The organism is Endozoicomonas euniceicola (genome assembly GCF_025562755.1).
In the GTDB taxonomy this organism is placed as follows: Bacteria; Pseudomonadota; Gammaproteobacteria; order Pseudomonadales; family Endozoicomonadaceae; genus Endozoicomonas_A; species Endozoicomonas_A euniceicola.
Genome location: NZ_CP103300.1, coordinates 2,130,304 through 2,150,530 on the forward strand (window position 1 = coordinate 2,130,304; position 20,227 = coordinate 2,150,530).

Genomic DNA, 20,227 nt, shown 5'->3' on the forward strand with positions numbered 1-20,227 from the left:
GAATGATTACTCTCAGAAACCTGCCCATAAAAAAGAAGCTTCGTTACGCCATGCTGATCACGGCTTATGCCGTGTTGCTGGCGATGTTATCGATCCAGACCGTAAGCGACCTGATTAAGTCCCGGTCAGCCCTGGTCAGTAATCTGGAAGTGCTTGCTGAAGTGGTTGGTGCCAATGCCGAAGCCGCACTGGTTTTTAAAGACCGGGAGTCAGCAACTACCCTGCTTAAAGGTTTTGCATCGGCCTCCAATATTCAGTCCGCTTTTCTGCTGACGCCGGAAGGCCATCTTATCGGAACCTACCACCGCCACGGTGAACAGCCCTGGTCAATTAATTTTGATGACCTGGAGCGCCCTTCAACGGTATTCAGTAATACCCGCCTGCACCTGTACCGCCCCATTTACATGGACGGACAACGGATTGGAGCGATTTACATCCAGTCAAATCTGAACCTGCTCTACATACAGCTGACCCAGAACCTTCTGCTCGCCCTGATTGCCGCGCTGGTTTCCGTTCTCCTTACGTCAATACTGGCTTCAAAGCTGCAAAAGCTTCTGGGGCGCCCTATCATCGAACTGGCAGAAACCATCAGTTCAATGACTGCAAAGCAGCAGTATGACCAAAAAGTTCATCGCTTTGATGACGACGAAATCGGGCAGCTCTATGATGACTTCAACGAAATGCTCATGTGCATCAAAGAGCGAGACCAGCGCCTGCAACAGCAACGGGAAACACTGGAAGCTTCAGTCGCAGAAAGAACCCGGAAGCTGCACGACACCAACCGGGAGTTGAAAGAAAATATTTCTGAACTTCGCGAAGCCAAAGAAGCTGCCTTTGGAGCTGCCAAGGCCAAAAGCTCTTTTCTCGCCAACATGAGCCATGAAATCCGGACCCCAATGAACGGTGTTCTGGGCATGCTTGAACTGCTGAAGGACACCCGGCTTGACGGAACCCAGCGAGATTTTCTGGAAACCGCTTACAGTTCAGCTGACGCCCTGCTGCAAATCATTAACGACATTCTCGATTTCTCCAAAATTGAAGCGGGGAAAATGGAGATAGAGAATATTGATACCAATATTGCTGAAATAGCCGAAGACGTCTGCGCACTGCTCTCTGGTAAAGCAAGAGAAAAACATCTGGAAATCAGTTGTTACACCGACGTCGACCTGCCAAACATCCTGAAAGGCGACTCCGTTCGTTTACGACAGGTGCTCACTAACCTGGTAGGCAATGCGGTGAAGTTCACCGAAACCGGTGAAGTGGTGGTACGCCTGAATATGGTTGAAAGAACACCTGACACAGTCAGTGTCGAGTTTATGGTAGAAGACACCGGTATCGGTATTGCAGAGGATGCTCTCACCCACCTGTTCAGCGCCTTCACCCAGGCAGATGGTAGTACAACCCGTCGGTTTGGTGGAACCGGACTGGGACTAACGATTTCAAAACAGCTCGTTGAACTGATGGGGGGCTCCATTCAGGTCACCACCGCTGAAGGGCTTGGTTCAACCTTTGCGTTCACGCTGGATATGGAGATATCAGAGACTGAGCCCTGGCCATCACGGAAAGTTAATCACGCCCTTGATGGGATAAAAGCCCTGATTGTTGATGACAACACCACGAACCGGGAGATCCTCCGCCACTACCTGAGTGCCTGGGGTATTGAGCACTCAGAATGCGACAGTGGACAAAAAGCTCTGGACATGATGCAGCAGGCAGTAAAAGACAAGCAACCCTATGAGCTGATCCTGCTTGATATGGATATGCCCTACATGGACGGTTTAATGCTGTCCGGGGAAATAGAAAATGACCCGGAACTGGCAAAATCCCGAAGGATTATGTTGAGTTCCGCCGGTTTCATCACCCGGGCCAGACAGCAGGAAGTCGGTATTTCTGCCTGTCTCAGCAAACCTTACCGACAATCTCGCCTGCTCGATTCCGTTATGCAGGTTATGCACGATCATCAGGCTGGCCAGCACGATCATCAGCCGATAGAAAACAACAACCCCGCCTTTTCATCTTCAATAAGGTTGTTGCTGGTTGAAGACAATATCGTCAACCAGAAAGTGGCGGTCAGTATGCTGAAAAAGGTAGGTCTGCCTGAGCCGGATATAGCCATTGACGGCAAGGAAGCAGTCTCCATGTCCCAAAGCAAGGAGTACGACCTGATTCTGATGGACTGCCAGATGCCGGGAATGTCTGGCTATGAAGCAACAGGATTGATCCGCAAAAGAGAGCGGTCGCATCATCAGCCGAGAATACCGATTATTGCCATGACCGCTAACGCGATGCAGGGCGACAGGGAAAAGTGTCTGGCAGCAGGTATGGATGATTATCTCTCCAAGCCTATAAAGTCAGAAACCCTGTGCGATATGCTGACTCAGTGGCTCTTGTACGATAAAAAAGAGTTCGATGAAAGAGAGCATGATGAAAGAGAGTTCGATGAAAGTCAGGCTGAACAAGCCGTCGAAGCACTACCTCAGAATACGCCAGAAGAAATCGAAACAGTCACCACCGACAGCAATGAACCGATTATTGATCAGGATACTTTCAATGCCCTCAAAGAGATCATGGAAGACGAATTCAGCAGTCTCCTCGACAGTTATTTTGAAAACGCCCCAACCTTGCTGGAAGAACTGAAGCAGGCTGCCAGGGCAGCAGACCTGGAAGTCGTGATCCGCGCCGCTCATACGCTTAAGTCCAGCAGTGGCAACCTTGGGGCAACCCTTCTCGCAGAAATTGCTGGCACTATTGAAATACTGGGGAAAGAAGGAAAGTTGCAGGAAGCATCTGATTTGATACCGGGACTTGAGCAGGCAGTGAATCAGACACTGGCGGCCTATCGTCAGTTATAGCCTTTAAACATAAAGATAAGGCTAAAATCAGCTTGGTAAATGCAAGCATATTTAGCTATCATTTGCTCCATGAACAGCACCACCAGAAAAACTCTAAAGGCCATATTTTCTGAGCCGATCAATGGCAATATTGAATGGCGTAAAGTTGAGGCACTATTTATTTCGTTAGGAGCTGTCCGTACAACGAAAGGGGGTTCCTCAATTAGTTTTGTCCTGAATGATATTCGAGCTGACTTCCACAGACCACACCCAGAAAAAGCATCCTTACGGTATCGCATCAAAGATGCCAGGCGATTTCTGATGAACGCGGGGATCACACCATGAACACTATGAAATACAAAGAGTACATTGCCAGAATTGAGTACGATAATGAGGATCGTATATTCGTTGGTCATCTGGCAGGCATTCAGGATATTGTTGGGTTTCATGCCTCTACGGTGGATGAACTTGAAAAAGCTTTCCATGAAGCAGTTGATAACTATCTTGCGATCAGCCACAAAACTGGTCGTCCAGTACAAAGACCTTATTCAGGAAATTTGATGCTTAGGGTAACTCCTGAAGTTCACGCCGCTGCTGCGACGGCTGCGAAAGCAAACGGAAAAAGCCTTAATCAATGGGCTTCTGAAGTTCTCGGTAACGCATCTCAACTCTGACACTCCTATATACAGCCAGATGACTAAAACAATTAAAATAGAAACAGAGCGATTATTTCTGCGGCAATGGCGAAATAGTGATTTCGCCCCATTTGCTGAGATGAACTCAGATGAAAGAGTCATGGAGTTCTACCCATCTACTTTGTCACAGCAACAAAGTGATAAAATGGCTTCTCGCTGCCAGTCACTGATCAAAAAGAGAGGCTGGGGTTTTTGGGCACTTGAAGAAAAGAAATCAAACCAATTCATCGGCTTTACGGGATTACACATCCCAACTCATGATTTACCATTTTCCCCCTGTGTAGAGATTGGCTGGAGGCTTTCCCCGTTATTTTGGGGACAAGGCTTAGTAACAGAAGCAGCAAAAGCTGCCCTGAACGCTGCCTTTAAGACCTTAAACCTTGATGAAATCGTATCATTTGCTTCCATCGGCAATGTCAGGTCGATTGCTGTAATGGAGAGAATTAATATGACTAAAGAGCAAGGTACATTTGAACACCCTGCTCTGCCGGTTGGACACCCGCTTAGAGAGCATTGTCTGTATCGATTGCCTAAATCACGATGGAGCGAAAGTGTTAAGGGTAGATTGTGTGTGACTGAAGCCAGCCATTAAGTTAGCTGAACCCCTACAAAAGAAAACCCCGCAATTGCGGGGTTCAAGAACACTGGACGTACTCCTTCTGGCATCCTGCCTTTTTATTATGCGTCCCTGCCTCTACAGTCCTTGTAGATTTTACTCATCCAGCTCTTTAACTATAGCCTTAAAGCTGGTCTATCAGTCAACTTTTCGGTCTGGTCAAAACTGCTCATCACTCATACCGTAAAGTTCTTCAACCCCGGAAGTGGCTGCCGTCAGCAGCGCTGAACCCCTTGGCAGCAATCGTTTATAGAAATAACGGGCAGTGGCTATTTTGGCTTTATAAAAGTCATTGTCGTTAGTGCCCGTTTGTAACTCAGCCTGAGCCACCTCAGCCATTTGAGCCCACATCCACCCGTAGGCGACATAAGCAAAACCGTGCAGGTATTCAACACAGGCGGCATTGATCGTATTGGGATTGTCTGCGGTTTGTTTTAACAGCTGTTCAGTAGCCTGTTCCAACTGATTCAGAGCATTTTCAAGCGCAGGCACGAATTCACTGTTTTCAGAGTTGTTAATAAATGCCCGAACCTCATCAGCAAACAGCCGGAAAAACAGACCTTCGTTAGCCGCTATTTTACGCCCCAGTAAATCCAGCGACTGAATGCCATTGGTGCCTTCATAAATCTGCGTGATACGAACGTCCCTGACTAACTGCTCCTGCCCCCACTCGGCAATATAACCATGACCACCCAACACCTGCTGACCGGCAATACAACATTCCAGCCCCATGTCGGTGAAGAACGCTTTGGCTACCGGCGTTAACAGCGCCACCAGACCTGCCGCCTTTCGCCTCTCATCATCCTCACCAAATTTGGTTTTATCCAACTGTTGTCCAACGTAGGTTGAAAAAGCCCTGCCCCCTTCATTGAGCGCTTTAATATTCATCAGGATTCGACGAATATCACCATGAACCATTAAAGAATCCGCTTCCTTTTCCGGTTGTGCAGCCCCGGTGGCAGCCCGACCTTGCAGGCGATCTTTGGCATAAGCCAAAGCATTCTGGTAAGAGCGTTCAGCACTACCCAGTCCCTGAATACCGACGAACAGACGTTCATAGTTCATCATGGTAAACATGCAGTTCAAACCTTTATTCAGCTCTCCCACCAGATACCCTGTTGCCCCATCAAAGTTCATGACACAGGTGGAAGCCCCTTTAATGCCCATCTTGTGTTCAATGGAACCGCAGCTGACAGCGTTAGCTTCAGACAAAGAGCCATCCTCGTTTACCTGAATCTTTGGAACCAGAAAAAGCGAAATCCCTTTCGGGCCAGCCGGAGCATCAGGCAGCTTCGCCAGCACCAGATGAACAATGTTTTCTGACAAATCATGCTCGCCGCCCGTGATGAATATTTTCGTACCGGTAACACGGTAACTGCCATCATCCGCAGGAACCGCTTTAGATCGAATAATGCCAAGGTCTGTCCCGGCGTGGGGTTCAGTCAGGCACATGGTGCCAGCCCATTCTCCGGAGTACATTTTGGGCAGATACAAGGATTTAATCGCTTCAGAAGCATGGGCATCGATAGCCAGAGCCGCACCTGAGGTAAGACTGGGGTAAAGCATAAAACCAAGGTTGGCACCGCAACTCATTTCATCAAACTGAGCCCCCAGAGCTTTGGGCATACCCATGCCACCAAAGTCAGGGTTGCCACTCAGGCCGGTCCAGCCACCTTCGGAGTAAATTTGATAGGCTTCTTTAAAACCTGTGGGTGTGGTCACCTTGCCATCTTGCCAGTGACAGCCTTGTTCATCACCCGTTCGATAGAGAGGAGACAATGTTTTGGAAACCAGTTTGGCACCTTCTTCGAGAATGGCGTCAGCGGTTTCCCGGTCGACCAGTTCGCTGAGCGATTCCCAGCGAGCCCAGTCAGCAGCGACATCAAACACTTCATACAACACAAAACGCATATCACGCAGGGGAGCCTGATAATCAATCATAGCGACGGTACTCCTGTTATTGTTATGTGGACAGAGTAGAGTACACCCTGTCTGCCTTAAAGCACTTTTGCAGTAGCCCCGTCGCTATATTACCTGTCAACTACGCCTAAAACACGGATTTTAACATGCGTTTTTGATAACCAACTTACGCCCACTCTGTCCTGATTCCCTTAACTACTGCAAACCGCTGTTTGTACGAACTCCCAGCAATAAAAGCAAACTTGCTAAATTAAGCAAACTGCGATCATTACTGACCGGCATACCGGATGCTTCTGATAAAACTTCCTCATTAGCGGCCTGAAGACCGTCACTCACACCGTGAATGGCACCCAGCCAATGTCCCTGACCGTTGTGAACAAGAAATATATCATTACTGCTTATGTGGTCTGGAAATGAGTCCATGCCTTGACCATCAGGATTAAATACCATAGTACTAATTTTACTCCCTCGCATCTGAGGATAGAGAACAATCACACGCCTTCCACTCATTTGAGCCATCACCAGTGCGATTCGAATATTACCCCATTCATTCTGGTTTCTTATCTCTCCCAGTAAACGTGAAAACTCATCACCGGCAAATACAGGGTTCTCTCTCGTAAAACGCTCTGCATTACGGGTGAGGTAACTGGATAATTGCTGTCGAAGAGCGTGTCCGTTACCTGTTTCCGTTTGCCCGGCCAGGGCATGATATAGACATGAGCCATCCTTCGGAGTTGACAGTAATTTTAATTGAGCATTATTGAGAAACGTCTGAAGATTTTCTGAATAACCTTCTTGATCCTCATGATTAAGCTGAGATACTTCTGCATCCTGCTGCCACTGTGAAGGTTTAGGAGGTTTGTAACACTCAAACCTGACTTTCCGGGACTTTGGATTAACAACCAGCTCATTAGGCATGCCTTCATATTGCCCCATATGCCTTGCCAAATAGGGTGGCAACGAAGGTAGCTCTTCCTTATATTGACTATCCAGACGTTTAATAAGTTTGTACCGTTTGATGGTTTCTATTCTTTCCTCAAAAGTTTCAAACCACGGTTCAAATCCGGAAGCTGCTATATGTTTAAGTTCGGAATAACGTTCTAACTGCTCTATTAGCAAGTCTATTTGATTGTCTTCCAGATAGCTCCAGCTAAGATCAATTTGCGTAATGCCGGACGTATTTGATGTGTCGGAGAAATGCTCAATGGCTTTCAGAGGCAGTCCGAACATACTCAGGTCAAGCGTCGTAAGCTTAGCGCCCCGGCTTCGCTTGAGACTGCGAGCTTCCACGGCCTCCATTTGATCGTCATTGTTGGGCCGCACTAATACCAGTGATGGAACGAAAATAGTCTTTTTATTAGAGCCAATATATTCATACTTTCTGTAATTTTCCTTTACAGGAACACTAGGAATACGTTTTTTTGTATCCAACTCAATTGGAAGCATAACCTGATAAGCAGACCATCCAGACGCACTGGCTGTATCAGCATCAACCAACAGATTTCGCTGACCAGCTATAACAACCATGTCAGCTACTCCATCCTGGATAAGTTGCTGTAATACCCTTAAAGCTGCATAAGTTCCCCCAAAAAGGACTTTCCGGTTCAATAGTCCTTCCGCAATAACCAGAGTCAGAGCCTCAGAAGAAATGCCGAGTTCAGCTTTATGATCTCTGATAAGCGCTGCTGACTGGAGAGCATCTCCTTGAATGATGTTGTAATCCGGAAATTTTTCATCACCAGCTTTAACAAGTTTAGAGGAAACTTCAATTCCCAAAGTCTGTGGTTCTATACCCTGTGTCTTCAGATAGCGACTGGCTGCCGTTATATCTTCTCCAGAACCACACCCGAGACTCACAAGCAAAGGAGGTTTATCAGACATTAAGCGAGACTCCTCAAAGTGATGCTTCAGGGCAGAAAACAACAGTTTAGGAACAAGCTCTCTGAGCCTGGGATAAAACTGTTTCCCAATATCAAGGTAACTTGATTCATCTCTGGCAATTTCATAAGACTCTGACAATTCCCTCAATACCTGGCGTATTTCATCTTTACTGTTCGAGGCTGAATCAGGGGTAATTTTCAGGCTTTCAGCGAGCTTTTTGGTCAGATCGTCTGGTTTTAATAGCGTTTTGTGTATTTGCTCATAATTATGAACATTATTAAGACTTCCACCATAGTGTTGAAACTTGTGACTCATACTTTTCCACCAGTAGCGTTTTTCTTCAGGGACATAAAACAACTTTTCTTTTCCGCTGAAAAACGTAAGTAGAATATGAGTTTTTAACGACTCCGAACGTCTATCTGCATCTGTAACCTTAAAGAAATCAGCAAAATGCTCAATTACCTGAATGCGGGTAACGTTGTTATAGACTGGATGCAAAAGCTGTACAGTGTCTGGTATATCCAGAGTGTAAATAGTAACCGCTGCATTCAGGGGAGGAGTTGACTCATTTGCTTTGGCTGGACGTAGATAATCAACCTCTGTCGTCAGTTCTTCAAGAATATTGTTCCAGTCCTCACTCTCTACTCCAAAAGGAGAAGGCAACCTGGCAAAGCTGCAGGTTGAGATAATCAGAAGGAAGAGGACGATAATTTTTCTTCTAAAACTCTGTGTATTTGAATTCACAAACACAAGGACACCTAAGTTTCAGTGGTTATATTTCCTGCCTGGTCAAAAGTATCCCTCTATCCAAGGCAGCCCAAAACAGCCCGCTATAACGGTCAGAAACGATAGTAAAACCCTGCCGTGAGAACCACTCCCGCCCAGGAAAACTGCACGCCGACGTTTTTGTATTCAACATCCAGTAATGCCTGAAAGAGAGGAAACAACCGGGTGTTACCCAGTTTCAGGTAACGCTTGTAGCCATACATAATGCCAGCGCGATACCCAGCCTCAACTTCGACTTCGCCGTATTTTTGTTGATACAGGGTACGCTGCCAGCCACCCGACCAGACGCGATCACCGTGGGTATTGATAAAGGTTCCACCGTAATACCCTTTGTAGACTGCACCAATCAACCTGTTATTGCTTTCCTGATCGTCCCCGGATTCAAAATGCAGTGTCCACATACCAAGAAGAAGCTGATCTCTGAATGGGCGCCCCCAGAACTGCTTTAGCCAGCCTTTTTCTTTATCAAAGCTGCTGTAAGGCAGTGACAGGTCCAGAGACGTTCGTGAGTCCACTGGTTTTTCTGCCAGGCTGGGAAGTGGAGAGGCCCCGCCGTCAGTCTCCTGCACTTCCTCCGATAAAGCACTTTCTGACACCGCAAAATCTGACACAACAAAAAGAGCGGCCAGAACAGCAACCTCTATTGTTTTTCTCAATGGGGTTAGATAGCTCATAGTCTGCCTGATACAGCCAAAGCAGCTGATATGACTCCGGGAAATTTAAAAAAGCTTTTTTGGAATCATGTTGTATAGACCAACGCTTAGAGTTGTGCAAAAAACCAACAATGCAGATAAGAAAAAACTTAAGCTGCATTGTGTGAGTATGCAGAAACGGCAGGTGTTATTTGTTAACGCCTTAGTACTTCTTTGCCAGCAGGACTCATCAGGGAATCGATCATCTGACAGTAGGGTTGAAAGGTTTCAACCCCATAATATGGCAGTTGCAGTGTTTCATAATAGTTATCATGGCTCTCGGGGTGCGATTCAACCGCCTCACAGTTATCTTCAAAGCAGACTGTGCCGTTCAGCCGGGGCGTTGTGAAAGGCGGGGTAGAGTTACCATCTGCCCAGACCTGATTCAATCCACTAACCGCAGGCTTCAGATTCAAGCAGGCTGTAAGTCCGCTTAACTCATCCGGATGCTCGTCCATGCGTACACCGGCATAAGCTGCGGTACGCTGAAACATATTAAACACTCCTTCGGCTGCTGTTTCATTTTTTTCCCTGGTGAATGGATTAAAATAATCAAGAGCCACTGCCAGTTCATGATCCTGAATATATTGGCTCCAGGAGAAAGCTGGTTTTTTGGCAGTGCCATCTCCATGAATTATCCACAAGAGCGCATTAATTCTCTCGTATTTGCGGATAGACAGTTTCTTGTCTTCATTGTTTCTCGCAATGTAACCTGTGGCGGCACCGTATAAAAGCAAAAGACGGGAGATACTGGCTTCAGCCTGATCTTGTTCAAGAATAAGAGCTTCAGCTAACAAATCTCCATTACTATTACCATGACCGTCCGGAAGCCGGGTATTGGGGTTGGCACCGTTAGCCAGACTGGCTGCTGTTTCAAATACATCCTGCGCCATAACGGCTTTTTTTAACCGGATATTCTTCTGGTGCTGAGGCGAAGTTTCATCATCAATATAAGAAGGTAACTCTGACCTTTTATAAAACTGAAGAAGAAGTGCCATATCACGGGTCATCTTATGCCTTCCCATCTGCTGAATAAGTCGATGATCAGGGTTGGCACCAAATTCGATCAGTATTTTTGCATTTTCCAAATGACCTTTTTTAACCGCCTCAACCAGAGGATTTGGAAAGTTATAGATATTAAAATGATAATCATTGCTCAACCTGTCACCTAAATTAGTTCTAATGCCCCACTTTAGCAACATTCTGGTTATAGCCGGATTTTTACTTGCCAATAGCATAGGTGGAAATGAGTCATGATAAAAAGGTTTTTTGTTGGTCGTATCCAAAATCAATTTAACCAGCTCAACATTACTTTGATCTATGCCACGTCTTATCTCTTCGAAAAGCAGACGGGGTCTTGATTTAATCTCCTCCGTCGCTGAAGGTAACGCTTCCCAAAACCAATCATCAGTTCCAAACAATTTATTCCATAAAGTGTTTTTTTGATCCAGCATAGATAACAGTTTTTCACTGGAAAATTTGCCAATACAAGCGCTCTGTATTTTCATGGATACAGGTGCCTTAAAATAGGGTTCTCCTCGTTCACATGACTTTAAGGTTTCTTCCAGATCATTTCTCTTTTGAATAAATTCAGAACAGTTATAACCAACATTGTCTTCCGCAATATACTCATAAGCTTTATTTTCACAAAACAATGACATAGCCATGAAAGTACGTTCAAAATATGAGAGTCTTTTTTTTAGATTTATTGCTTCGACACCATCATAATCTTTGGCTAAGGGGTCGGCTCCAGCTTTAATCAAAGAATCCATAAATTCAACTTTTTCCCCACCTTCTTTAATCATTGTATGTAGCAGAGTATCACCAACATTGTCTCTAATATTTACATCGGCTCCTTTTTCTATCAAGGATTGAAAGACCAGCTTATTATTATTTTCAACAGAATAATATATAGGTGCTCTTTCAAATGGCAGTCCCTTATTTTTGTTGTACTTGTCGTAGGAAGTGTTACATCCATCAGGGAATGCTCCTTTATCAAGAAGCCATAGAACAACGTTGGTTTTATTCTTAAGCGCAGCATAATCTAACAGGGAAAAATACCAAGAACTATCTTTCTCGATAATCACATTAACATCAAGATTACCAATATCCGGTATATTACCCTTATCGATATCTTCAAAGGCCGCATGATAACGCTTTAATTCTTCACCCTGATTCACCGGGGGGCATAACGCCTCTTTTTTCTCCACATGGACTGCCAGAGCATTTTGAAACAAAAGTAACAATAGAAAAAAAGTAATAGCTTTTACGCACTTTATTATCAAATAATTCAACTCTGCTTACTCCACACTGAGGTTGATTTTTCCAGCGATTTACGATGAACCGTTTCCAGTAAAATTTATGGCCTGTAAGCATAGGCTAAGTTCACAATGTTTTATTGATCAAACGCCGAAAAAAAAGGCCGCCCTCAGGCGACCTTCCAGCAGAATCAAAATAAACCTCAGATTTCGCCAAAGTCCTCTTCAGCAATACCCAGCAGATTATCAACACCTGACTCAATAGCCGCTTTGTGCATTCGCGTTCTGGGCAAAAGCCTCTGGAAGTAGAACCGGGCTGTTTGAATCTTGGCGTTATAGAAACCCTCTTCGGTAGTACCCGCAGCCAGTGCCTGCTGAGCCGTATTGACCATATCAGCCCAGAAGTAAGCCAGACAGACATAGCCTGAATACATCAGAAAATCGACCGACGCTGCCCCCACTTCATCCTTGTTCTGCATGGCTTTCATGCCAATCTGAATGGTCATTTCGCCCCACTCTTTATTCAGGGCAGCCAGTGGTTCAATAAACTCTTTGAGTTGGCTGTTTTCTTCATGCTCCTTGCAGAAACGATGAACCACTTTGGTAAAGGTCTTCATTGATTCGCCCTGGGTCAGCAGGATTTTACGACCCAGCAAATCCAGAGCCTGAATACCGGTTGTGCCTTCATAAAGCATGGCAATGCGGGCATCCCGGACATTCTGTTCCATACCCCATTCCGCAATGTAGCCATGCCCGCCGTAACACTGAAGTCCAAGATTAGCCGCTTCAAAACCGGTTTCGGTCACAAAAGCTTTAAGAATCGGTGTCAGGAAACCCATGGTCAGGTCAGCCTGACTGCGCACATCTTCATCCGGATGATGCATCAGGTCAGCCAGCTTAGCGATGTAGTAAGCCAGAGCCCGGTTACCTTCAGTGAAAGCCTTGATGGTCAACAACATTCGTCGTACATCCGGATGAACAATAATCGGGTCAGCCGGGCCATCAGGATTTTTTACACCACTCAGGGAGCGGCTTTGCAAACGCTCACGGGCATAACGTAAAGCGCCCTGCATAGCCACTTCCGAATGAGCCAGCCCCTGTAAACCCGTTCCAAGGCGTGCAAAGTTCATAAACGTGAACATGCAGTTGAGACCTTTGTTCTCAGGCCCAATCAGGAAACCGGTGGCTTCATCGAAATTCATGACACAGGTCGCATTGGCATGAATGCCCATTTTGTGTTCGATAGAACCACAGCTGACACCATTACTTTCACCAATGCTCTGGGGCAGGTATTTGGGAACAATAAACAGTGAGATACCTTTCGTGCCTTCCGGAGCGCCCGGCAGACGAGCCAGAACAATATGAACGATATTTTCCGCCATATCGTGATCTCCGGCAGAAATGAATATCTTGGTGCCGGAAATTCGATAAGAGCCATTGCCATTGGGTTCAGCTTTAGTGCGCAGCATACCCAAATCCGTACCACAGTGGGGCTCTGTGAGGCACATGGTTCCTGTCCATTCACCGGAAACCAGTTTGGTGAGATAGGCTTGCTTCTGTTCTTCGGTGCCATGAGCTTCCAGGGTATTCATAGCCCCATGACTCAGCCCCGGATACATTCCCCAGGACCAGTTTGCCTGCCCAACCATTTCACTGATGGACAGCCCAAGGGAATGAGGCAGACCCTGCCCGCCATAGGTTTCATCACTGGCAAGAGAAGGCCAGCCACCTTCAACATATTGTCGATAAGCTTCCCTGAAACCTGACGGGGTTTTTACGCCCTCTTCACTCCAGGTACAGCCCTCCTGATCACCGGACTGATTCAGAGGCGACAGAACCTGCTCACAGAATTTTGCACCTTCCTGCAAAATGGCATCCACCATATCAGGAGTAGCGTCTTCTGCGCCTGGCAGGCTGGCATAGTGTTCAGGGTAAGACAGTAACTCGTCCCGGACGAAACGGATATCTCTCAGGGGGGCCTTGTATTCTGGCATTACGACTACCTCACTTATTCTTTTATTTATATAGGCTTTAGTTTAGCAACAATTCAAACGATTGTTTTAAACTTACGTATGAACGAATTCAATGTCAACTACTGTGCATATCTGTAAAGATGCGGCAGTACCAGGTGTTACTTCACTCTGCCTAACCTTGTACAACATTAAATCAACCAGAAGCCTTGGTATCAGTGATTAGTATCGGTGTCGTCCAATTCTTCAACGATAGCCTGATCTTTTATCTTACTGTCAGCCACTGTCGTGTTAATTCTGCTGCCTCCTTCTAACTATTCCTTATCAAATTAATTAAATCGAAGCTATGGAGCACTTTGCGTCAAATACCTAATGTCAGTCTAAAGATATCATCTACCTTTTAGATGTAGTGAAAATAAATTGAATGTTCAGTCTTGGAAGGCACTGGTTGTTTTATTAACCTCCTACTTGCAGGATCACATTCGCTGTTATTTTTTTAACATTGGGCGGTATTAGATTGTGAAATAACTGACATAAGCAAACCAAACATTATCTCATGTTGCTTATGCAGCCTTTGGTATCAGTGAGCAAATATCTATTTCACAGCACCAATTAAGACTTTATGTGTATGTTCAAAGTATAAAGCTGGATTCTTTAAATTTCTGTGCATATAACTTGTACTTATGAAAATAAATTCTTTAGTGAACAAGTCATTCATTTTACTTTTTTACTATCGATTATTCGATATGTCGGTCAACTATTGTGTTTTTGTCGTGCATCTTATTTCTGGGAGCATCAGGAAAACAGTCTTTCGCCAGCAATCCGCTAACAGTAGCTTCTCAAGCGGTGACAACAATTACCCCAGCGGCAATAAATGTACTGATGCCAAATCCTTACACGCTGAAACGCATGACGATGTTTTCCACACCTGTTTTTTTAGGTGTTTCTGGTTTTTCAGCATTTTTTGCTATAAAAAAAATCGGTCGTTTATAGTACGGAAGTTAGTTCTGTTTAAGGTTAGCACCTGCTTACTGTCGCTTCTGAGTGACAGCCAATTCTTGTTCCAATAATTTAACGAGGATGACAACATGTGCAAAAGCAATATTAGAAGCTGGCAGGGTTTGCTAAAACTCTGGACGCTCTCTTTTCTATTACTCGCCTTTATCGGGATTGTTACCAGTCAAAACACCCATGCTACCAAGGTTGGGGATACCGAAGCTCTGGGATTAAATCTACTGCAAAGCGATTCGGGTATAGACAATGCAGATTTGGCAAGGCAAATATTAGAAATGTTTCAATCCCCCATTACAGGGGGGGAGTTGAGTGAGTACGGGCCGATTGCCACCCTTCTGGCAACCATAGTGTCATGGGGCCTGGGGGGGGCCATGTCACTGAACCTTTTTATCATCTCCGGTGATTGGGGTAAAGCGATACCAGCCATGTTCGGAACTTTTTTCCTGGCTGCGGAAAATGTATTCAAAGTTTTGCAGTTCGGGACTTACAGGCGCTTTTTTCATCGTCACAAATGTGCAGGAGGAGCCTGCCCCGATGGTCGACAGTGGGCTGATCTTATTATCACTTTCACCGCTGTCGGGTCGGGTGTGATCATATCCGTTGCGGATGCAGATTCCGCAGGCACAGGACTGGCTACAACGTGCAAAAAATCGGATAAAGCTTCCAACTCCGAAACAAACTATTTCAATAGCACCCAGTGCGCCAACTTTGACAATGGTTATTATGAAGGCTGCATTTTGGAAGACGCTGATAGTCAGACATTCGGTAATCAGACATTCGGTAATCAGACATTCGGTAATCAGACATTCGGTAATCAGACATTCGTCAATCAGACATTCGTCAATCAGACAGAGGTAGCGAATGAACCCTACAACAGCTGCGAGAAAGCGAGGTACGCCGCAGGAGTAGTACTCAATGGGATACCCACAGCCATTGTCGGGATGACCGCTATGCATAGCGTCCTTATGTACATCAAGGCATTGCTTTTTGACATCGGTAATGCTGCCAATACCATGCGTAAAGGTATTCCCGGCGTCCCATTCTATAGTGCAACTTTCATCTCTGAAGCTGGAAAACAGGCTATGAGCCTTAAAGACAGTGTGTCAACAGTTTTGAAAGAAGCCAAGCTTACTGAACCGACCACTTACCTGGCGCAAAAATTCAGGCAGGGCTTCAAACCCGAAGTAGCCTACCAGGCTATTCAATACGCCAAAACCCAGGAGCTAGTGACGAGCAATGCACTGTTAGGGGCTGCTGGAGGAGTAATGCAGGTCGCTGTTTTAGCTGGCGTTTCTCTTGTGGGGATTTATACCTTAACCGATGTTTTTAACTCCGGAAAAAATCTGGATTATATAAAAAGAAATGGCTTCAGTCTGATTCCTACGGAAGATAAGCGCTACGTTGTACAATTTCCTGATGGCACAGTCGTTGACCCCGAGCATCCGGATTATAAAATCAATAAGGAATTTGTGCAGTCATTCAAGGATAATATGGAAAGTGCCGATGGGGCTATGATTCGTAGCCAAATGACGTACATTGCTCAGTCAATTATGGTTGGACTTGCTGGTGTTATTGGCCCGTTCCTCGTTGTGAAAGGGTTGGGTCAAGTGATTTATCATTCTAAAATCAGGGAGTTGCCAATGGAGTTTTTATATTTCCCTTCTTTCGCGGTGTCCCTGGCAATGACCTCAGCCGGATTTCATTTTTACGGTGAAAATCTGGATGGTGCTGAGGAGAGTATTAAGCAGCTTACTGCTTACAGGAAGGCGACGGGAGAAGACAAGTACATCGTCGATGATATGCTGACACCCAACCAGAAGATCTGGCTGTCCAAAATCCTGCTGGCGGGTGTCTTCACCGTAATGGGTGCCGTTGCAATTCAGCCTTATATTTCTCTTAGTATGCGTAAAACCGGTAATTTTTTCGTCTACATATCTCATTTCTGCAAACATTAGCATCCGTAACAAACTCAAAGATTGCCTTGGTCGGTTGCGGAGTTGTTGCTCACGCAACCAGTTCAGCTGAATATTTTCAGCCATCCAGCCGTCATTCTCCCGGAAAGGGAATGGCGGCTTTTACTCAGACTGGAAAGAAACAGATCATGATTTACAGCATAGGCTCGATATCAAGATGCTCCGCAACAGCCCTGTTATCGAGTGTTTCCAGCCAGGGAACTACACCAAGACAGGGCGCAGGCAGACTGTCTTTCAGGGTCTGAATATTTTCTTCATAGTGGTTCATGTCCGGGGCAACCTGGTTCGCCACCCAACCTGCCAGCCTGGCACCATCACGAACAATCGCTTCAGCAGTGAGCAGTGCATGATTCAGGCACCCCAGCTTCATGCCGACCACCAGAATGACCGGCGTATTCATTTCAAGCGCCAGCCCTGACAGCATTTCCCGATTATTCAACGGAACTTTCCAGCCACCAGCCCCTTCAATCAACGACAGATCATGTTTACGCATCAGGGCACCACGGCAAATTCCTGCCAGCCAATCCACCGTTGTACGACGACCCTCTTCTTTTGCGGCAATGTGCGGTGCAATCGGCGGCTGAAACGCAACAGGGTTGACCTGAGCATAAGGTAGTTCCAGCGTCATGGCCTCCATCAGGTTCATAGCGTCACCATTACACAAACCTTCCGGGGTCATTTCGCAACCCGCCGATACCGGTTTAAGGGCAATGGTTTGCAGTTGCTTCTGACGGGCCGCTTCAAGCAGACCACAGGACACCACTGTTTTACCGGCATCCGTATCGGTGCCAGTAACAAAATACGTTTTAGCCATTTGAGTTTATTGCTCCGGCCTTTTTTAAATGATAAGCGGCTTATGCACTATTCCGTAAATAACCTCATAAGAAAGAGGCAGTCCTTTTTCTGTTCGAAATACTTCATAAGCCTCCTGAAGCTTCAGGATACGATGACGGGACATCAGCCCATTCTGCCGCGCTGGAACCGTGTTCACCCCAAGGGCTTTCATATCCCGGAGTAACTGCATGACGGAAGGATAGTAGATGGTTTCGGTTTGCAGCCTGAAAGAATGTAACTGGCAGTCAGACTGCTGCACACAGTGTTTTTGAGCACTGTAAGTATCAAAGTCATTAACATGAACATGGGGGTCAACCTGACCCCACGCCCGCTTCAGCTCGTGCATAGTGCCAGCTGCCAGAGTTGAAAAGACAAACAGGCCACCGGGTTTTAAAACCCGGTGTACCTCTTCAAGAACCCTGTTCAGGCTACACCACTGGATAGCGAGGCTGGAAAAGACCACATCAAAACGGTTGTCTTTGAACGGCAGGTGTTCAATATCTCCGGAACACCAGTCCAACTGGGGGAAACAGGATCGGGCATGGGCAGCCATGCCCATCGCCAGATCCAACCCTACTACAGAGGCCTGTGGATAATGACCGGCCACCTGAATCGTCTGACGACCTGTTCCAGAACCCAGGTCCAGGACAAACTCAGGCTTGCGGTTTGAAGGTAATCCCAGCATCGTCCGGGCAGCGACCCGGTTCTGAAGCGCGGCAGCAACGTCGTAGGTACTGGCGGCACGGCTGAAATTCACGGCAATTCGTCGTTTATCGGCTTGCTCCGGTCGGCAGGCTTCAGCCACCGATGACGTTACCCTCTCGAGCATAAACAGGCTACCAGTTCTGCCACCTGACGGGTAATGCCGGTTTCGTTATCAAGAAAGAAAGTATGCCCACCATTAAACACATTAACAGCATGGGCAGGGAAGTCCTGTTCGATGCGTTCGGCAACATCGGCAGGAACCAGGGCATCCTGTCGACCAAAGCAGTGAATCACCGGACAACGCAGATCGGCAAACTGGGAGCGCACATTGCTTTCGCCAAGAAGTTTCAACATACCTGACAAAATAGCCGGTTCCAGATCAACATCCCCGGTCAATGCACCCAGTTCACGCATCAGGGTTTTCTGGTTGCTGTTGCCCATTGAGCAAAGCATGGAAAACTGTTGGATAGTGGCCTGGGGGTCTTCTTCCATCCCGGCATAAAAGCTTGAAAAGGTGGCGGGTAACATAGCCTGTTGCCAGTCATCATTGCGAACAAAGCACGGGTTAGTCCCCAGAGTCACCAGGCCTGCCACTTTGTCCGGGTTCTGGCTCGCATAAAGCGCAGCCAGCGTGCCACCCAAAGACCAGCCAACCAGCACCACTGGCGTTTCCAGCAGATGCAAGTCGAGGTAATTCAGCAGTTCCTGCCAGTCATAGCGGCTACCGGGCTCCGATACCAGCCCCGGCAGCTGTACCACACAGGCCCGACCGTCTCCATCCAACTCCTGTGCCAGTGGCTCCAGCACGGTTGCCGGCATGCCCCAACCACTGATTAATACGATGGGCAGACTCATGCAACATCCTCCTGCAACGGACTTACCGTGCGCTCAAGTGCGGTCAGCAACTGCTCTACATGCTCTTTGCTGTGGGCAGCGCTGAAAGTAATACGTAGCCTCGACGTTCCTCTTGGAACGGTAGGCGGTCGAATGGCAGTCACCAGAATACCCTGCTGAGCCAGTGCGTCACTCAGAGCCATGGCATTGCTGGCACTGCCGACCATAATCGGCTGAATCGGCGAAGCCGAATCCATCAACTGCAACCCCAGCTGTGCACAACCCTTGCGAAAACACTGAATCAGCGCCTGCAAATGATCGCGTCGCCAGCTTTCTTCACGCAACAGTTTCAGGCTGGTTTGGGTTGCAGCGGCTACCGCCGGAGGCATGGAGGTGGTGTATATATAGGTACGGGCAAACTGGATAAGAGTTTCAATTAATGCTTCGCTACCTGCCACAAACGCTCCGGCTGTGCCAAAGGCCTTGCCCAGTGTACCAACCAGAACCGGCAGGTCATCCTGAGGCAGATCAAAGAATTCTGCAACTCCGCCCCCCATCTTCCCCAGACAACCAAAACCATGGGCATCATCCACCATCAGCCAGGCATTTTGCTGTTTTGCCAGTTGTACCAGCTCAGGCAGAGGTGCCACGTCGCCATCCATGCTGAAGACGCCATCGGTGACAATTAACCGGCGACGGGCCTCAGTACGCTCTAAACGGGTAGCCAGGTTCTCCACGTCATTATGCAGATAACGCTGAAAACGAGCCCCGGAGAGCTGACCGGCATCCAGCAGGGAGGCATGGTTCAGACGATCCTGAAACACAGCGTCGCGCTTATTTAACAAGGCAGAGATCACGCCAAGGTTCGCCATATAGCCATTGGAGAACAGTAGCACCCGGTCGCGTCCGGTAAACTCAGCCAACGCTTCTTCCAGCTGATGATGCGCCCTGCTGTGCCCTACCACCAGATGGGAAGCGCCACCGCCGACACCATAGTCAGCTGTCGCCTTTTTCAGGCTGGCAATGACTTCAGGATGATTGGCTAATCCCAGATAGTCGTTATTACAGAATGCCAGATACTTCTTACCCTTTATGACCACTTCAGGCCCCTGGGCGGTGTCGAGGGTTTTGCGTGACCGATACAGGCTAGCTTCCCGGCGGGTCTGCAAATCCTGTTGCAATGCTTTCTCCATAGACGATCCGTCCATAACAGACACC

General features: G+C 47.0%; 15 protein-coding genes. 6 read left to right on the plus strand and 9 right to left on the minus strand.

What is annotated here, in order from left to right; translation table 11 throughout:
- Positions 1-2 precede the first annotated feature (2 nt).
- From NX720_RS08050 to NX720_RS08065, 4 genes are all read left to right on the plus strand, one after another.
- The gene (locus NX720_RS08050; protein ID WP_262600578.1) at positions 3-2,852 is read left to right on the plus strand and encodes a response regulator; all 2,850 of its coding nucleotides are present in this window, start codon (positions 3-5) and stop codon (positions 2,850-2,852) included.
- Positions 2,853-2,921: 69 nt separating this feature from the next.
- Entirely contained in the window at positions 2,922-3,176 is a 255-nt protein-coding gene (locus NX720_RS08055; protein ID WP_262600579.1) for a type II toxin-antitoxin system HicA family toxin, read from the plus strand.
- On the plus strand, positions 3,173-3,505 hold the full coding sequence (locus NX720_RS08060; protein WP_262600580.1) for a type II toxin-antitoxin system HicB family antitoxin: 333 nt from the start codon (positions 3,173-3,175) through the stop codon (positions 3,503-3,505). Before NX720_RS08055 ends, NX720_RS08060 begins: the two co-directional genes overlap by 4 nt.
- A 19-nt stretch (positions 3,506-3,524) precedes the next feature.
- On the plus strand, positions 3,525-4,118 hold the full coding sequence (locus NX720_RS08065) for a GNAT family N-acetyltransferase (protein WP_262600582.1): 594 nt from the start codon (positions 3,525-3,527) through the stop codon (positions 4,116-4,118).
- 183 nt (positions 4,119-4,301) lie between these two features.
- Here NX720_RS08065 and NX720_RS08070 read toward each other — a convergent pair whose 3' ends face one another.
- From NX720_RS08070 to NX720_RS08090, 5 genes are all read right to left on the minus strand, one after another.
- Positions 4,302-6,083, minus strand: a complete 1,782-nt coding sequence (locus NX720_RS08070) for an acyl-CoA dehydrogenase C-terminal domain-containing protein (RefSeq protein WP_262600583.1) — start codon at positions 6,081-6,083, stop codon at positions 4,302-4,304.
- A 174-nt stretch (positions 6,084-6,257) separates the two neighbouring features.
- Complete coding sequence (locus tag NX720_RS08075; protein ID WP_262600584.1) at positions 6,258-8,687, minus strand: OTU domain-containing protein; 2,430 nt, start codon at positions 8,685-8,687, stop codon at positions 6,258-6,260.
- Positions 8,688-8,782: 95 nt separating this feature from the next.
- Entirely contained in the window at positions 8,783-9,403 is a 621-nt protein-coding gene (locus tag NX720_RS08080) for a hypothetical protein (protein WP_262600586.1), read from the minus strand.
- Between the two features lie 173 nt (positions 9,404-9,576).
- Positions 9,577-11,631 (minus strand): ankyrin repeat domain-containing protein, encoded by a 2,055-nt coding sequence (locus NX720_RS08085; RefSeq protein ID WP_262600587.1) that lies wholly within the window; start codon positions 11,629-11,631, stop codon positions 9,577-9,579.
- 251 nt (positions 11,632-11,882) lie between these two features.
- A complete protein-coding gene (locus NX720_RS08090; protein WP_262600588.1) occupies positions 11,883-13,673 on the minus strand; it encodes an acyl-CoA dehydrogenase C-terminal domain-containing protein in 1,791 nt (596 codons plus the stop codon).
- Positions 13,674-14,495: 822 nt separating this feature from the next.
- Between NX720_RS08090 and NX720_RS08095 the strand changes: the two genes are divergently transcribed.
- Both NX720_RS08095 and NX720_RS08100 read left to right on the plus strand, forming a co-directional pair.
- Positions 14,496-14,642, plus strand: a complete 147-nt coding sequence (locus NX720_RS08095; RefSeq protein WP_262600589.1) for a hypothetical protein — start codon at positions 14,496-14,498, stop codon at positions 14,640-14,642.
- 95 nt (positions 14,643-14,737) lie between these two features.
- Positions 14,738-16,618 carry a hypothetical protein gene (locus NX720_RS08100; RefSeq protein ID WP_262600590.1) on the plus strand — a complete coding sequence of 627 codons (1,881 nt, stop codon included), beginning with the start codon at positions 14,738-14,740 and terminating at the stop codon, positions 16,616-16,618.
- Positions 16,619-16,769: 151 nt separating this feature from the next.
- On the opposite strand, the gene bioD is transcribed toward NX720_RS08100, so the two are convergent.
- The 4 genes from bioD to bioF are packed head-to-tail and all read right to left on the minus strand — an operon-like array spanning position 16,770 to position 20,217.
- Complete coding sequence (bioD, locus tag NX720_RS08105) at positions 16,770-17,450, minus strand: dethiobiotin synthase (protein WP_262600591.1); 681 nt, start codon at positions 17,448-17,450, stop codon at positions 16,770-16,772.
- Positions 17,451-17,474: 24 nt separating this feature from the next.
- On the minus strand, positions 17,475-18,299 hold the full coding sequence (bioC, locus tag NX720_RS08110) for a malonyl-ACP O-methyltransferase BioC (RefSeq protein ID WP_262600593.1): 825 nt from the start codon (positions 18,297-18,299) through the stop codon (positions 17,475-17,477).
- Positions 18,284-19,030, minus strand: a complete 747-nt coding sequence (locus tag NX720_RS08115; protein WP_262600595.1) for an alpha/beta fold hydrolase — start codon at positions 19,028-19,030, stop codon at positions 18,284-18,286. Before NX720_RS08115 ends, bioC begins: the two co-directional genes overlap by 16 nt.
- A complete protein-coding gene (gene bioF / locus NX720_RS08120) occupies positions 19,027-20,217 on the minus strand; it encodes an 8-amino-7-oxononanoate synthase (protein WP_404831056.1) in 1,191 nt (396 codons plus the stop codon). The genes NX720_RS08115 and bioF overlap by 4 nt, the downstream gene beginning before the upstream one ends.
- Positions 20,218-20,227 lie beyond the last annotated feature (10 nt).